We start from the raw sequence: 15,135 nt of genomic DNA, 5'->3' as shown, positions 1-15,135 counted from the left end.
CATCCTTCACACTTTGTCATTTTCCGCGCAGGCGGAAATCCATTCAAACATGGCACTGTGTCAAACCATAAATAGATTTCCGCCTGCGCGGAAATGACAGGGTTGGGAGAAACTATCCATTTAAGGATTGGCGCAGATAGCGAGTCTTCAAGGCCTTCTTTATTTCCCGCCTAACAAGCGCTCCTCTTCAAAAAAAGTGACTTTTCCGGTTTTAATATCATGCAGACCAGCCACAATGCCTACCTGGCCCTTGTCCAGCAAGTCACGGATGATGGGGCTTTGCTCTCGAATCTGCCGAACTACATTGAGTGCATTATTTCTGGCAATTTGATTGAGAAGCTGCGGGCTCGTGCAATTTTCAGTGCCTGCTTCCTTTTTCGACTCAGAAACAACGGGTTTAATTTTATCCAGAATATGGTCGAGATGACCCAGATTCACATTTTCGCAGGCACCAGCCATTGCGCCGCAGGAACTGTGCCCCAAAACCACGATGAGACGCGAGCCAACCACCTTGGTTGCGAACTCCATGCTTCCTAGCATGTCATCACTGAGCACATTTCCAGCAACACGCAGAATAAACAAATCAGACAAACCCTGATCAAAAAACAGCTCAGGAACGCTGCGCGAATCCATGCAATTGAGAATTACCGCCCAGGGATATTGTCCATAAGAAGATTGTTTTGCCTGAACCCTGTAATTTCGCTGCAGCATTTTCCCATCCAGAAAACGCTGGTTGCCCTCTTTAAGTTTCATTAATGCTTGTTTTGGAGTCATGTTCTGCTGTTTTTCAGAAGTACTGACCTTTTCAATCAGCAAAATCTCTTCCGTTGTCGCTGCAAACAGCCAGTGTCCCCAAACCCACAGCAAAACCGCTACCAAATATTTGAACATTGTCATATCCATTCATCCTTGAAAAAATAACTAGTTAATCAGTTTCCAAGCTCTAATTCAACCCATACAGGCGCATGATCAGAAGGGCGCTCGGCGCGTCTCGGCTCTTTGTCGATCCTTGAGCTAAGACAACAGGACGCAAGTTCATGACTAAGTAAAATATGATCTATACGCAGACCTCGATTACGCCGAAAGGAGGCCGCGCGATAATCCCACCAGGTGAACTCAATTTCATTTTCCGGGAAAAGACGAAAACTGTCTTTTAGTCCCAGATTAAGCATGCTGGTGAACGCTAATCGCTCTTCAGGACTGACCATAACATTGCCAATCCATTCGGAAGGTTCATGCACATCCCGGTCTTCAGGTGCGATATTAAAATCGCCGAGAACGACTAATTTTGGGTATTGCTTCAACTGCTCTTCAATATAAGCGGTTATTTTATTGAGCCAGTCCAATTTGTACAGATATTTATCCGAACCCACGCTGGAACCATTGGGGATGTAAAGATTTATAAAGCGTATTCCATCCAGCGTGAGCGCCAGAATACGGCGTTGCGGATCCTCGAGATCGGGTATATCAGTAAGAATGTCCTGAGGTGCACTACGACTGATTACGGCCACTCCGTTATAGGATTTTTGACCGGAGAACACGACATGATAGCCTAGCTCTCTGAATAAATTGGCGGGAAAATTGTCGTCGAGTAATTTGGTTTCCTGCAAGGCCAGAATATCAATTTCGTTTTTCTGAAGCCAATCAATAACCTGTTCCAGGCGTATTTTTAAAGAATTTACGTTCCAGCTGGCAAATTTAAGCACACCAATCTCCACTGTAATCAATTATTAAGGGGGCATGATCAGAAAAGCGATCTGCGGCATGAATCCCTACGTTATTTACTGACTCTGCCAAACCGGGAGTGATCACCTGATAATCAATACGCCATCCGATATTATTTTCTCTAGCGGTTTTACTGCGCTGCGACCACCAGGTATATTGCTCAGGATGAGGGTTTTTTACCCGAAAAGCATCGACAAATCCCAATTCGCCGAATAATTTATCCATCCAGGCTCGTTCCTCCGGTAAAAATCCGGAGTTTTTCTGATTGGAACGCCAGTTTTTTAAGTCAATTTGCTTATGAGCGATATTGTAATCACCGCAAAGTATTAACTCTCTGCCCTCTTTCTTCAGGCTATCAAGATGCAGGGCAAACCGTTCAAGAAAATCAAATTTTACCTGCTGGCGGATATCTCCGCTGGTTCCCGAGGGAAGATAAAGAGAAACGACACTGAGCCTGGGATAATCAAACTGAATATAGCGGCCTTCTTTATCGCAAAAATCAAAACCCAGGCCTTTTACAATACGTTGCGGTTTATGACGGGCATAAATTGCTACTCCGCTATAACCTTTCTTTTCAGCGTCATAATAATCGCAAAAATAAGGCTCTGGATAATATATGTTATCCAAAAGCAGCTGCTCGCGCTGCGCTTTGGTTTCCTGAATACAGACAAAATCGGCATCCTGCTGCATTAACCATGAATAAAAACCACCACGCGCTGCGGCACGAATCCCATTGGCATTAAAACTGATAACTTTCACAAATTGACCCTTTAGTACTTCTTACAAAATATACAGTATCTTTCAAAAGAGAAACTGAACTAATATTCCATAGTCATAAGATTAACTCACATTTTACCGAATTGCCTCGCAAAGCAAAATACTTTGCATTAAGGCTCTATGATTCGTTATGACTATCGTTTAGGATATTTCTCTAGCCACAACAGGGACAGTTTCATGCGATTAAAACGGACGACCATACTGATTAATCTAATCGTCCTTGCCATTGTTTCACTCAGCGCCTGTAATAAAGAGCAGAAAAAACCTGCCGCAGCGCCCGCTGAAGTGATTGTGGCCTATCCTTTGAAAAAGAAAATCATCGAATGGGACGAATATACCGGGCGCTTTCAGGCGATTCAGGAAGTGGATGTGCGCGCAAGAGTCACCGGCTACCTGCAGGAAATCAAATTCAAAGACGGACAGCGTGTAAAAAAAGGCGATGTGCTTTTCATTATCGATCCCCGGCCTTTTGAGTACGCACTGGCACGCGCACAGGCCCAGTTTGAAGTGGCGAAACGAGGTTATGAACGTGCAATTAAGTTGCAGAAAGAAAGTTTCATTTCCGCAGAAGTGATTGATCAGCGTCTTCAGGAAATGCAAGTCGCAGAGACCCGAGTCAATGAGGCGAAACTCAATGTAGAATTTACACAGATTACCTCCCCAATCGATGGCAAGATCAGCCGCTACTTTGTCAGTGTCGGCAACTTGGTCCGTATGGATGATACGGTGTTAACCCGCGTGGTTTCGGTAGACCCAATCCATTTCTATTTTGAAGCCAGTCAAAATGACTTATTAAAATACATCCGGCTGGATCGCGCCGGCAAACGTCCAAGCTCGGATCGCTATCCTAACCAGATTCTGATTCAGCTTCCCGATGAGAAAGGCTTCCCGCATCAGGGTAAAATGGATTTCGTAGACAATATAGTGGATCAGCAAACAGGCACCATTCAAGGCAGAGCGTTGGTTCCAAATCCTGATGCAGTAATCTATCCTGGCCTGTTTGGCAGAGCGCGTTTAATTGCCAGTGGTGAATATGAGGCCTTATTGCTTCCCGATAAAGCCATTAGCATGGATCAGAGCCGGCAGTTTGTCTATGTGGTGAATGATAAAAATCAGGTTAGTCGAGTCTATATTGAACTCGGTCCCTTAAGAGACAGTGGATTTTATATCATTCGCAAGGGACTTAAAGCGAATGAGAAAGTAGTGATTGATGGGATACAACGCATTCAGATCGCTGATCAATTGGTGAAACCCAAACTTATTACGCTCAAGGAATAACTGACTCAATGAAAATTGCGCACTTTTTTATAGATCGCCCTATTTTTGCAACAGTTATCGCCATTATTATTGTGCTGGTGGGCAGTCTTTCCTATATGAATCTGCCTGTTGAGCAATATCCCCCCATCGTTCCTCCCACTATTCAGGTGACTGCTCAGTATCCCGGGGCTGATGCCAAAACAGTAGCGGATACGGTGGCGACACCCATTGAGCAGGAAGTCAATGGAGTTGAGAATATGCTGTACATGGACTCTCAATCCACCAGTGACGGCCAGATGCGTCTGACTATTGCCTTCAAAATTGGTACCGATCTGGATCAGGCGCAGGTATTGGTGCAAAACAGGGTGGCAATTGTTGAGCCAAAACTTCCGGAAGAGGTTCGGCGCATCGGCATTACCACCGTAAAAAACTCGCCTGACTTAATGTTAGTGATTAACCTCTTCTCCCCCAACAACAAATATGATCAAACCTATATCGGCAATTATGCCGTCCTGCAATTGCGCGATAAAATCCGGCGGATTGACGGTGTGGGCGATATTCGTCTTTTTGGTGCCAGTGAATACGCCATGCGCATTTGGCTCAATCCTGATCTGATGAATTCAGCCGATATTACCGCCAGCGATGTATTAGCAGCCCTTCGCTCACAAAATGTACAGGTAGCCAGTGGGATTTTGAACCAGCAGCCACAAGATCGACAATTCGGGATCGAATTTAACATAGAGACGCAGGGAAGACTGATTAAACCTGAAGAATTCGAGAAGATCATCATCAAGTCCAAAGATGGACGCATTGTTTATCTTCGCGATATAGGAAGAGTTGAGCTGGGGACACAGAATTATTTAATCAAGGGGTGGTTAAATAAATACCCTGCAGTCGCATTACCTGTTTTCCAGCGACCAGGCACTAATGCCCTGCAGACGGCAAAAGAAATCGTTGCAACCATGAAAGAGCTCTCCCCTCGCTTTCCTCCAGGCTTGTCCTATAAAATTGCCTATAACCCCACTCTATTTGTTCAAGAGTCAATCAATGCCGTACAGCATACTATTTTTGAAGCGATTGCGCTGGTTGTGCTCGTTATTATTATTTTTCTGCAGACCTGGCGTGCAGCAATTATCCCGGTCATAGCAATCCCCGTTTCCCTGATTGGGAGTTTCGTAGTTCTTGAAGCGATTGGTTTTTCATTAAACTATCTGACTTTGTTTGGATTGGTTTTAGCCATTGGTATTGTGGTTGATGATGCGATTGTAGTCGTCGAAAATATGGAAAGAAATATCCATAATGGCATGGAACCGCGCGATGCGGCCAGGAAAACCATGACCGAGGTGGGCTCTGCCCTGGTCGCAATCGGGCTGGTTTTAGTCGCAGTCTTTTTGCCCACCTTATTTTTAGAGGGTATTTCCGGGAAATTTTACCAGCAGTTTGGAGCCACGGTTGCAGTCGCAACGATAATCTCGGTTTTTGTTTCCCTGACTTTAAGTCCGGCACTGGCGGCACTTCTACTTAGAAAACCACCGGAACTTCAGCAGCAAAATCTGCCCTTCTGGCGAAAACCCTTTCACCGAATGGCCAGAGGATTTAACCACTGCATGGAAAGAGGTTCAGAAAAATACGGCAGGCTGGTCTGTAAGCTGACTCGCCGAAATGGTTTGATGATAGTGATTTATCTGATTTTAATAAGCTCTACCATTTTTCTGTTCAGAAGCATTCCCGGCGGCTTCATTCCCAAACAGGATATTGGATATTTTATCGTCTCCATCCAGTTACCCTCAGGCGCCTCACTTTCCCGCACTGATGAGGTAGTTAAACAGGCGATTGACAAACTGCTGGCAATTCCTGGCGTTGCCAATGCGGTGGGCTTCACCGGATTTTCGGGCGCGACCTTTACGAACTCATCAAATAACGGGGCAATTTTTGCCGTTCTCGAGTCCTTTGAAAAACGAGAAAAAAAGAATTTGTCTTATGATGGCATTCTAAATCGCATGCGTCAGGAGCTTGGCAGTATCCTTGATGCGACCATTGTGGTGATTCCACCGCCTCCGGTGCGCGGGATCGGCAACGCCGGTGGTTTTAAAATGATGATTCAGGATCGGGCCGGTCTTGGAACGAATGAACTTGAGAAAGCCACGCTTGATTTAGCTGCCCGCGCTAACCAGGCAGAGGCCACTACTTCAGTGTTTACCTTTTTTGAAAATAAGACACCGCGTCTTCGTCTTAATTTCGACAGAGATCGCGCGGAGCGACTGGGCGTTCGTGTGGCCAGCGTCATTGAAGCCCTGGAAGTGTATCTGGGTTCGGTATTCATTAATGAATTCAACTATCTGGGCCGGACATTCAGAGTCATCGCGCAGGCAGATGCCAATTATCGCCTGACCCCCGATGATGTGCTGCGTTTAAAAGTGCGCAATGAAGATGGACAAATGGTACCTATCGGCTCAGTAGCCAGATTAGAAAACACCACGGGCCCCTCGCGTATTCCCCATTTTAATTTATATCCCGCTATTGAATTATTGGGGGATACCAAGCCTGGCTATAGCTCCGGAACCGCACTGGACACAATGGAACAACTGGCCCGGCAGTTTTTGCCTTATGGCCTTGACTTTGAATGGACTGAAATCGCCTTTCAGGAACGAGCGGTTGGTAATACTGCGGTAATTGCCTTTACCTTAAGCGTAGTCTTCGTTTTCCTGCTGCTGGCGGCTCAGTATGAGAGCTGGATTTTGCCTTTAGCCATTATTTTAATTGTCCCAATGTGCCTTTTTTCTTCACTTATTGGTATTAAATTATTGGGCATGGATAACAATATCATGACGCAAATCGGCTTTTTGGTGTTAGTCGGCCTGGCCTCCAAAAATGCGATTTTAATCGTGGAGTTTGCCCGCCAGCTTGAAAACCAGGGGGAGAGCCGCTGGAAAGCCGCGATGGAAGCCGCCCGGCTTCGGTTACGACCCATTTTGATGACTTCCTTTGCGTTTATTCTCGGAGTTTTTCCTTTGGTTATCGCAATTGGAGCAGGCGCTGAGATGAGACGAGCATTAGGGGTTGCGGTATTTAGCGGGATGCTGGGAGTTACTTTTTTTGGACTTGTCTTCACACCGGTATTTTATGTTATCAGCAGTTATCTTGGTTCGCTCTGGAAGAAAAAAGAGAAAATCCCCTCTCCCAAGCTGGGAAAGGGCAAGGGTGAGGGTTGATTTTAAATCCCTCTCTAACTCTCTCCCTGAGGGAGAGAGTATTTTCAGCAAAGAAAAGTGCCCAGATAATCTTCAGTTTTTAAAGGACAGTCCTCCACGCCCTCCAGGAGATTTAATTTCTGGGTTTGCTCCAGAAAATCATCTGGATTTTCAATGACACGCTTTACCAATTCAACCAAAGCCTGCTGGCAGTACATGCTATCGCACAGCGTTGAATAATATTCGTAACCTAAAACAACCTGGGCAACCGCGGTTAAACAATTATTGGGACGTTGCACACTGCCATCCGGCTTTCTTTCCGGGAATAAATGATAAGGCCTTTTATGTTCAATCAACTCCCTTTCCCTTGCCAAATAGTCATTGGAACTCACTTTAACCCCGGGACCAAAAGGTAATTGGACAATCAAAAGAGGATAGCTGCCCTCTAGGTTCAGGGATCGCTCACGCCACTTCCCAATATCATATTTTAAACGGCTAAATGTCGAATTATAAACATACATCTGCTCATCCAGCATCTGCTTTGCAGATTTACCCTCAAATTGAGCATCTCGATAGGCGTTTCGCTTACCCACTATCGATAAGGTATCGGGTCTTTTACTGACATGACCCTGGATTTGGCCCTTGGTATCGGTCAGGAACGAGAAGCCATGACCAGGGTACAGACCAGCGCCTTTACTCATTTTCTGAGTAGGTGTCACCCCTATGAACAGCGAGTCAGGATGCTTTGTGACCATCCTTTCCACCGATTCGGTCACTTGCGTGATTAATTCCTGCTCTTTTTCCTCACCTCTATTTTTCTTTTGGGCTGCATCTGCAACATGATGATTATGTAAATTGATTTGCAGCAAGTGGCCATTATTGGAATGTTTCTGGCTAAATATAAAACCGAGCTGCCTGGTAACCAGATGCTCAGGAGTGTTCAGGCCGCATATGCTGCGCACTTGTGGAGCTGGGAAAGCAGTTAATCGTGGACTCTGCTGTGTACTGAATGCTTTGAAAAAATTAAACATAAGATTCTCTCAGTTAAACCAAGATTATCTGTTCCATTGATAAATATGGTATTGCGTATAAGTAGTTGCGCTAATAATGTCCTGTCCAAGCACAATGCCGAGGTTACAACGACAAGAGGCAAGGAAGGCGAAGGACAGTCATCTTATTCTTAAGTGTTCCAATAACCAGAGCAGCAGAGATTGAGGAGGCTTTGGTGTTTATCTGGATGTGAGAATAAGTTGCATGCATAATGACATCTCTAACAAGTTGGATTAATTTTAAACTGATACAGAATGTACTGTTACTATACATGATGAAGAGATTGTTATCAACATGAAATATACATTCCTTAATCGACTTGATTAAGGAATGTATGAGAATAACACTGACGCACTATCGCTCAGGGAACTGTCTCAAAGCCGCCTGTGCCAATCGCTGTCCGAGGCGGCGAGCCAGAACGATTTCATCTTCAGTTAAGGGACTTTGATTATCGAGTCCCGCCACATGGGAAGCGCCATAGGGAGTACCTCCGGATTGAGTTGTGTTAAGCGCCGCTTCCGTATAAGGGATCCCTAAAATCATCATGCCATGATGCAGCAAAGGCATCATCATACTGATTAATGTCGTCTCCTGGCCGCCATGCATGGAGCCGGTGGAAGTAAATACACAGGCTGGTTTATCCACTAAAGCACCTGAAAGCCATAATGCAGTGCTTGAATCAAGAAAATACTTAAGCGGTGCCGCCATATTCCCGAAACGAGTAGGACTTCCCAAAGCCAGACCGTTGCAATGCTGCAAGTCTTCGAGACTGGCGTAGGGAGCTCCTTCCTCTGGAACCGGAGGAGCTGTCGCCTCACAGGCCGGCGAGACGGCTGGAACAGTTCGCAGGCGGGCCTCAATCCCTTCAATGCTTTCAACGCCTCTGGCAATGTATTTCGCCAGTTGTGCGGTGGCCCCTTTGCGTGAGTAATATAAAATCAAAATATAGGGTTTTTGTTTCATCACAGACATTCCTCTTTGAGTTCCTGAGCAGAGGAATGCACAGGAGATGCTATTCGAATGGTCGATTTGACAATCCAGAGCACCCAGGCACTAAACGTCAGCCCGCCTACGGCCAGAAGCATGGGTAAACTGGCGCCTACCTGCGCTATTATTCCGGTGAACAGAGAGGTCAGGCCAAAGCATAAGGCCATAATCGAGCCGGTAACGCCCATAACCCAACCCTGCTCTCTGGCACTTACCAGATGAGAAAAAATAGTCAAAAGCACTGAGTATGCGACTGACAGGCTAATACCGATAATAAAAGTAGCCGTCCATGCAACCCAGGCTTCGCCGGCCAATAGCATAATCAACACTTGCGAAGCGGTTATCAATAACCCAATAATCACTACCCGGTTATATTCAAAGCGTCTGGTGCAAAAATCAACAATATAGCCGCAGCCAATGCTAAATCCAAGTCCCATGAATGCCAGGAAAAAGGAGTTTTCCATTACTGAATAATGGTAATACTGGAAAAGATACATGGGGATGAATGAAAAGTAGTTACTCCAGCCAAAAATCATGATCAGAAGTACCACCGAATATTTGGCAATTTTGGGATGTTTAAAGGCTGAAATAATAATATTGATGGAATGATGCCAGCGAATATTAATTTTCTCATTCCCCCCTGTGAAGGTTTCTTTAAAGGAGAATGACAGAATGATCGCGTTAAACAGCGAGATCGCCGCGGCAAAATACATCGGTGTGGAAAAATTAAACCAGCTTACCAGACGGGAGTCTGAAAGCAGCCCGCCAAAAACGGGGCCGAGCACGAATCCCAGGGAAACCGCAAGGAGGATCCAGCCGATATTTCTTGCCTTGTTATCCTCGGAACTGACATCAACAATCGCAGCCTGCGCAATAGGCTGACTGCCAGCCGTAAATCCTGCAATCATTCTGCCGAGAATCAAGGCCCAGAAACTGCTGTACATAATTGCGATTGCCGATAGCAAATAGCCCAGGAAAGCCCCTACCAGACAGATCATCAATGATTTTTTACGCCCGACATTATCAGAAAGATCACCCAACACTGCCGCGCCAAAAAACCAGCAGAGCATAAAGATGCCAATGGTCAGTCCGTAATAAAAATCGCGCATACCTTCGCTGAGAGAAGCTGGCAGAAAGCCAGAGCCTGGCTCAATAATGATGGCGTTTAATATGGGAAATAATAAGCCCAGCCCCATTCCATCGATAAATAATACCAGAAACAAAGGCAGAATTGCCGTCAGTGATTTTTGCTTAGTCATAATTCAATCCTAATAAAGCACTCTCATAACCCGCTGAAATATTAATAGCAACATGAGAGAACAGGAGCGCTACATTCTTGTAACAATCCCGACATTGAAGCGTCAGGTACTTTGATATGCACCAGGGCATAATATGAAGTTAGTTGTTCATTTTCTTAGCCAACCAAAAAGAGGACAACAGTCAGGAGAACTGATGAGCCTCTATATTAGCAAGAAGTTTGACGGATAGCCATCTATTAAAAAGCAATGTATAATAAGTGAACTTTTTTCGAGACTATTCATTCGCTCTACAAAGTACTCTGCCCAATTTGTGAAAATCAGCAGTCGGGCCTGGATGATTGGCGGCTATTGGTAACACCATCTATGAATGCTCTCTTTGTTTATGTTGATAGCCATGTCACAGCCTTTAATTAATATTTCCCGGAAGCAAGCTTTATACTTTGCTGGTTTCCTTGTTCTGTACCAATTCCTGACCTACATTGCCAACGATATGATCATGCCAGGAATGATCCAGGTGGTTTCATCATTTAATGGTTCAGAAGCAGCCATCGCTACGTCTTTAACCGTGTATATCCTGGGTGGAGCCAGTCTGCAGCTTTTTCTAGGCCCACTTTCTGATGCCTTCGGCAGACGCCCGGTCATGCTCGTCGGAGTCGCTTTGTTTGGAATTTTTACATTACTCATTGCCGGCTCACACTCAATGACCCAGTTTTTAATCGCCCGCTATTTTCAGGGGATGGGCTTATGTTTTATTGCGGTGGTGGGCTATGCCACTCTGCAGGAAATTTTTGCCGAAATGGATGCTATTCGTTTAATCGCTGTTCTATCCAATGTTGCCTCTCTGGCTCCTCTTATTGGGCCGCTGGCTGGTGCCGCCTTCATCCTGTTATTTCACTGGCGAGGCATTTTTCTGCTGATCGCATTCTTTACTTTTATTGCCCTGCTTGGTCTGAACTATTTTATGCCGGAATCAGTGGGGGCTCGAAAAAAAGACGGTGAGCTGATACCTAAAATTTCGTTGGCACCTCGTGTAATCGCAGGAAACTATTTCAGGTTACTAACTAACAGTGAATTCATGATCGGTGCGATTGCCTCGGGGATTCTGGCAATTCCCTGTATTGCCTGGATTGCCATCTCGCCGATCATTTTAGTTACGGATGCGAAATTAAGCGTTGTGCAATATGCACTCTGGCAATTACCTATCTTTAGTGCCGGAATCGCCGGTAACTTTTATCTGCGCAGGCTCACCCATCATCTATCGGTCAGACAAATTATTATTAATGGTTCCCTGATTTTCAGTTTGGGTTTATTACTTTGTTATTTACTTCCAATACTATTCTCCTCCAGTTACATCTGGTTAATGCCAGGCCTTGTGATTTATGGATTTGCATTGGGCGTACTGCAGGCACCATTAAACCGCTATGTGTTATTCTGCACGCCGGTTGCAAAGGGAACAGCATATGCAATGATCAGTTTAATCAGTATGTGTGCTCAGGCGATTGGCGTGGAGATAGCTAATCATGTCTATGTAGAGCATAATAATCTTCATTTTGGCTTTTTTTGTTTTGTTGCGGGGATTGTGTATCTATTGGGATTAATACTAATGTTTAGATTATCCTTCAGGAAGCAGTTGAAACAGATCAGTCAGACAGCATGAGGCACGCCGTCATCTCGAACGCAGTGAGAGATCTCCCAAATCTGTGACATGGCATGACACAGTTTGATGAACACTCTCAACGGTATCGATGATACAATAGGTATAAAAACTCTAAAGGACAGTGCGAACGAATGGACTTGAAAATCTGGCTGAAAAACCGCTATGAAACCAGCAAACGTTTTGTCTATTTTGTGGTGGATCATTTTTTTGAAGATGACTGCACCTATCGAGCGTCTGCATTAGCATTTACCAGTCTTTTAGCGATCGTTCCATTAATGACCGTTGGTTTATCCATCTTGTCATCATTTCCGGTATTTCAGGGCCTTATCCAGCCCCTGCAGAATTTTATTTTCGATAATTTCGTCCCCGCTACCGGTGCGGTGATTCAAACTTACATTCAGCAATTTACCGCGCAAGTTTCCAAATTGCCGGTTTGGGGAGTCATTTTTCTCATAGTGACTGCACTATTAGTCATGGTGACTATCGAAAAAGCAATGAATAAAATCTGGCGGGTAAATTGCTCTCGACACGGGGTTTCGGCGTTTTTACTTTACTGGGCTATCTTGTCGCTTGCACCAGTCTTTTTAGGCTTAAGTCTGGCTGCAAGCTCCTATCTTTTTTCTCTTCCCTTAATGAAGACCCCATTTACCCCTTCTTTTTTATTCAATTATTTACCTTTTTTTCTATCATTAACCGGTTTTACTTTTTTGTATGTGGTCGTACCTAATCGACCTGTGCAATTTCGCCACGGGTTTTGGGGCGCATTATTCGCAACCATTTTATTTGAATCAGCAAAGCAGGCTTTTGCCTATTATCTGGGGCGCTACAATACCTATCAGCTGCTTTATGGTGCTTTTGCCACCGTTCCCATCTTTTTTGTCTGGATATACTGGGTATGGATTATTACTTTATTGGGTGCGGAAATTTCCTATGCATTGGCTGTGCATCATCAAAGACGAACCGGCACGGCACTACCAGGCTTTCTCCATGCCTTACTGTGGCTTAAGCTTTTATGGGAAGCACAAAAGCGAGGTAAAGGATTAACATTGGCAGAATTAACAGAAGCCAGTGTAAGACCTTATGCGGTAGATATTGGTAAAATGATTGAAATTCTGGAAAAATTAAAGCTGATTCACCCTGACAACGATGAGACCTATCATTTAAGCCGTGATTTAAGTGATGTTTCACTTTATTGGTTAACTCAACAATTACCCTTTCAACTGCCAGTTCAGAATGAGTTGAAACATAATGACTGGCAGCCTTGGGCCAAGGTGTTTAGCGAAGCGGACAGCGAGTTAAAGTCAACACTGTCTCTATCTCTGAGAGATTTGTATACGAATGCTGACAGTAAAGAGATAGCAATGGCCTTTTCCAAAAAAATCGACGAATAACTGCGCACTGATAAATTGAATATAGGGGCACAAAAAACCGTTCAGCATCTCCCCCCAGCAAGTTTCGATCTGGATTGCTTCACTACGTTCGCAAAGACAACATGGCTGGGGAAGTCACGGTACGTGGCATCGTAAAGCCGTACATTGGGGCAAGCCCATCGCCTACTTCTTCTCTCCACCGCCATCCTGTTTATTGACAGTGCGCCAGGCTCGTTCTTCGGCCTCTTTATGAGAGACGCCTTTTTTCTCATAACTGTCTTCAATATGTTCGGCTTTGCGTTTTTGTTTGGCCGTATATTTTGATTTGTCTCCACGTGGCATGGTAATCTCCCTAATGAACAATCCTTATTAAATTATAGCAAACTGAGATCATCCTATTCTGATTGGTCTCAAATAAGACTATAGTTAAAGAATGAGACACCGATAAGGAGATCGTTATGTCTACCTGTCAAGTATGTGGAAATGCTTATCAGAATCCTTTAGTTATCCAGCAAAATGGCAATCAATATACTTTTGACTGCTTTGAATGCGCTATTCAGGAATTAGCCCCTGAATGCAAGCATTGTTCCTGTAAAATAATAGGGCACGGAATAGAAGCGAACGGCGAGTTTTACTGTTGCGCTCATTGCGCCAGAGAGTCCGGGCTCACGGGGGCCCGGGATCGAGTGTAATCGATTTCAAAAGTCTCTGGATACAGCATGCTGCTAAATGGTTATTTCTGTAATTTTTTTACAGAACTGGCCTTGTGGAAGTTCTTCCAGAAGATCAAGCCATTGATCTCTGATTTCATCAGGAATTTCTTTCACATGTTGCGCATGACTTTCATGACTATCCCAATATTCGACACAGGTAAATTTATTGATGTTGGAACAGTCCTGGTACAGTTCAATACTTTGGAATCCAGGCACTGATTTCATCATTTCAAAGGATTCAATAAATTCATCACGTGCGTAATCTTTTGTTGTAACAGTAAATATAAAAACCATTTAATCTTCCTCTTTTTTAACCAGGACAGGATATCATAAATTCAGTTTTTGAGCAGGGGTAAACTATCGATTAGTTTTCAAGGCTTAATGGTAAAAGATGATTCTTCAGCTGTTTCAATCCGGCTATCCTCAGGCCCTAAATTGTTTTCCTGGGCATCCAGCTCTTCTGTCGTATCAACAGGGCTGCCCGCTTGCGTATCAAGAAATCTGCTTTTTATTTCAGCGTCGGTATCAACGGGAGAATGATTATTTTCTGCTTCTGTCTGTTCTTTGATTTTAAGCCACTTGGAATGAGGGGGTCTTGCCATGATACATCTCACAAATCGTGTGTATGATTTTAGTATAGAAGCACAGACGCCTGGAGATGAATTAAAATACAATATAACAAGCGGCTATTTGCTCACGTAATCCGCCAGTAATTTTTGAAAATCGGCCTTCGTCAGCGGTTTCATAAATAAATCATTCATTCCTGCCGAGAGCGCTTCTTCATTCATGGCATGAACAGTGAGCCCAATTATAGGAACAGGTTTTTTATTATTTAAAACTTCCCAGTCTCTGATCCTGGTGGCCAGCTCCAGGCCGGAAAAATCAGGTAATCCCAAATCAGTGATGATCAGATCAAATTGATTTTCGGTAGCCAAACTAAACGCCAGTTCAGCATTATCGGCAGATAGCCAGCGACACTGGCTTTGCTTGGCTAAACTTTGAATTGTGGTCAAAGCAATTAAATTATCCTCTACCAACAATATGAAAGGAATTGGCATTCTTTCAGATCCTTATAAGCCATTTACAGCGAAATTAATACAGCAATTCTTTAGATGTAATGGCTATGATTCTCTTAAATTCAGAGAGAAT

15 protein-coding genes are annotated in these 15,135 nt (G+C 44.3%); 5 read left to right on the top strand and 10 right to left on the bottom strand.

The features are described 5' to 3' along the window. Positions 1-159: 159 nt before the first annotated feature. The 3 genes from LXA66_RS01135 to LXA66_RS01125 are packed head-to-tail and all read right to left on the bottom strand — an operon-like array spanning position 160 to position 2,484. Positions 160-891: a carbonic anhydrase gene (locus tag LXA66_RS01135; RefSeq protein WP_370637152.1), complete on the bottom strand. Its 732-nt coding sequence runs from the start codon at positions 889-891 to the stop codon at positions 160-162. 38 nt (positions 892-929) lie between these two features. Further along, positions 930-1,706, bottom strand: a complete 777-nt coding sequence (xth, locus tag LXA66_RS01130) for an exodeoxyribonuclease III (RefSeq protein WP_133139342.1) — start codon at positions 1,704-1,706, stop codon at positions 930-932. Next, positions 1,699-2,484: an exodeoxyribonuclease III gene (locus tag LXA66_RS01125; protein WP_233011578.1), complete on the bottom strand. Its 786-nt coding sequence runs from the start codon at positions 2,482-2,484 to the stop codon at positions 1,699-1,701. The genes xth and LXA66_RS01125 overlap by 8 nt, the downstream gene beginning before the upstream one ends. 195 nt (positions 2,485-2,679) lie before the next feature. Between LXA66_RS01125 and LXA66_RS01120 the strand changes: the two genes are divergently transcribed. After that, on the top strand, positions 2,680-3,780 hold the full coding sequence (locus LXA66_RS01120) for an efflux RND transporter periplasmic adaptor subunit (RefSeq protein WP_112220071.1): 1,101 nt from the start codon (positions 2,680-2,682) through the stop codon (positions 3,778-3,780). An 8-nt stretch (positions 3,781-3,788) separates the two neighbouring features. After that, positions 3,789-6,971, top strand: a complete 3,183-nt coding sequence (locus LXA66_RS01115; RefSeq protein ID WP_233011577.1) for an efflux RND transporter permease subunit — start codon at positions 3,789-3,791, stop codon at positions 6,969-6,971. Between the two features lie 44 nt (positions 6,972-7,015). Here LXA66_RS01115 and LXA66_RS01110 read toward each other — a convergent pair whose 3' ends face one another. From LXA66_RS01110 to LXA66_RS01100, 3 genes are all read right to left on the bottom strand, one after another. Then, positions 7,016-7,981 carry a hypothetical protein gene (locus tag LXA66_RS01110; RefSeq protein WP_233011576.1) on the bottom strand — a complete coding sequence of 322 codons (966 nt, stop codon included), beginning with the start codon at positions 7,979-7,981 and terminating at the stop codon, positions 7,016-7,018. 373 nt (positions 7,982-8,354) lie between these two features. Next, the gene (wrbA, locus tag LXA66_RS01105) at positions 8,355-8,963 is read right to left on the bottom strand and encodes an NAD(P)H:quinone oxidoreductase (RefSeq protein ID WP_233012046.1); all 609 of its coding nucleotides are present in this window, start codon (positions 8,961-8,963) and stop codon (positions 8,355-8,357) included. Then, the gene (locus LXA66_RS01100; protein WP_233011575.1) at positions 8,963-10,246 is read right to left on the bottom strand and encodes an MFS transporter; all 1,284 of its coding nucleotides are present in this window, start codon (positions 10,244-10,246) and stop codon (positions 8,963-8,965) included. The genes wrbA and LXA66_RS01100 overlap by 1 nt, the downstream gene beginning before the upstream one ends. A gap of 394 nt (positions 10,247-10,640) precedes the next feature. Here LXA66_RS01100 and LXA66_RS01095 point away from each other — a divergent pair, with 394 nt between their 5' ends. Then, complete coding sequence (locus LXA66_RS01095) at positions 10,641-11,903, top strand: MFS transporter (protein ID WP_255664979.1); 1,263 nt, start codon at positions 10,641-10,643, stop codon at positions 11,901-11,903. Positions 11,904-12,034: 131 nt separating this feature from the next. Continuing rightward, positions 12,035-13,294 carry a YihY family inner membrane protein gene (locus LXA66_RS01090; protein WP_233011573.1) on the top strand — a complete coding sequence of 420 codons (1,260 nt, stop codon included), beginning with the start codon at positions 12,035-12,037 and terminating at the stop codon, positions 13,292-13,294. A 162-nt stretch (positions 13,295-13,456) separates the two neighbouring features. On the opposite strand, the gene LXA66_RS01085 is transcribed toward LXA66_RS01090, so the two are convergent. Next, positions 13,457-13,615: a hypothetical protein gene (locus LXA66_RS01085; RefSeq protein WP_058507838.1), complete on the bottom strand. Its 159-nt coding sequence runs from the start codon at positions 13,613-13,615 to the stop codon at positions 13,457-13,459. Between the two features lie 116 nt (positions 13,616-13,731). Here LXA66_RS01085 and LXA66_RS01080 point away from each other — a divergent pair, with 116 nt between their 5' ends. Further along, positions 13,732-13,965 (top strand): hypothetical protein, encoded by a 234-nt coding sequence (locus tag LXA66_RS01080; protein WP_233011572.1) that lies wholly within the window; start codon positions 13,732-13,734, stop codon positions 13,963-13,965. A gap of 33 nt (positions 13,966-13,998) precedes the next feature. On the opposite strand, the gene LXA66_RS01075 is transcribed toward LXA66_RS01080, so the two are convergent. The 3 genes from LXA66_RS01075 to LXA66_RS01065 form a co-directional block, all read right to left on the bottom strand. Beyond that, the gene (locus LXA66_RS01075) at positions 13,999-14,280 is read right to left on the bottom strand and encodes an antibiotic biosynthesis monooxygenase (protein WP_233011571.1); all 282 of its coding nucleotides are present in this window, start codon (positions 14,278-14,280) and stop codon (positions 13,999-14,001) included. A 77-nt stretch (positions 14,281-14,357) separates the two neighbouring features. After that, the gene (locus tag LXA66_RS01070; RefSeq protein ID WP_233011570.1) at positions 14,358-14,588 is read right to left on the bottom strand and encodes a hypothetical protein; all 231 of its coding nucleotides are present in this window, start codon (positions 14,586-14,588) and stop codon (positions 14,358-14,360) included. Between the two features lie 84 nt (positions 14,589-14,672). Next, positions 14,673-15,044: a response regulator gene (locus LXA66_RS01065; protein WP_112220079.1), complete on the bottom strand. Its 372-nt coding sequence runs from the start codon at positions 15,042-15,044 to the stop codon at positions 14,673-14,675. Positions 15,045-15,135 lie beyond the last annotated feature (91 nt).

The sequence above is a fragment of the Legionella sp. 16cNR16C genome (assembly GCF_021297775.1).
Taxonomy (GTDB): domain Bacteria; phylum Pseudomonadota; class Gammaproteobacteria; order Legionellales; family Legionellaceae; genus Legionella_C; species Legionella_C quinlivanii_A.
Note: the sequence above shows the minus strand (reverse complement) of the source record. Positions and strands in the feature narration are given on the sequence as shown.

Bases quoted from the DNA above. Each gene is read 5' to 3' on its own strand.
- LXA66_RS01135 (WP_370637152.1), bottom strand. From the start codon at position 891: ATGTTCAAATATTTGGTAGCGGTTTTGCTGTGGGTTTGGGGACACTGG.
- LXA66_RS01120 (WP_112220071.1), top strand. From the start codon at position 2,680: ATGCGATTAAAACGGACGACCATACTGATTAATCTAATCGTCCTTGCC.
- LXA66_RS01115 (WP_233011577.1), top strand. From the start codon at position 3,789: ATGAAAATTGCGCACTTTTTTATAGATCGCCCTATTTTTGCAACAGTT.
- LXA66_RS01110 (WP_233011576.1), bottom strand. From the start codon at position 7,981: ATGTTTAATTTTTTCAAAGCATTCAGTACACAGCAGAGTCCACGATTA.
- wrbA (WP_233012046.1), bottom strand. From the start codon at position 8,963: ATGAAACAAAAACCCTATATTTTGATTTTATATTACTCACGCAAAGGG.
- LXA66_RS01100 (WP_233011575.1), bottom strand. From the start codon at position 10,246: ATGACTAAGCAAAAATCACTGACGGCAATTCTGCCTTTGTTTCTGGTA.
- LXA66_RS01095 (WP_255664979.1), top strand. From the start codon at position 10,641: ATGTCACAGCCTTTAATTAATATTTCCCGGAAGCAAGCTTTATACTTT.
- LXA66_RS01090 (WP_233011573.1), top strand. From the start codon at position 12,035: ATGGACTTGAAAATCTGGCTGAAAAACCGCTATGAAACCAGCAAACGT.
- LXA66_RS01085 (WP_058507838.1), bottom strand. From the start codon at position 13,615: ATGCCACGTGGAGACAAATCAAAATATACGGCCAAACAAAAACGCAAA.
- LXA66_RS01080 (WP_233011572.1), top strand. From the start codon at position 13,732: ATGTCTACCTGTCAAGTATGTGGAAATGCTTATCAGAATCCTTTAGTT.
- LXA66_RS01075 (WP_233011571.1), bottom strand. From the start codon at position 14,280: ATGGTTTTTATATTTACTGTTACAACAAAAGATTACGCACGTGATGAA.
- LXA66_RS01070 (WP_233011570.1), bottom strand. From the start codon at position 14,588: ATGGCAAGACCCCCTCATTCCAAGTGGCTTAAAATCAAAGAACAGACA.
- LXA66_RS01065 (WP_112220079.1), bottom strand. From the start codon at position 15,044: ATGCCAATTCCTTTCATATTGTTGGTAGAGGATAATTTAATTGCTTTG.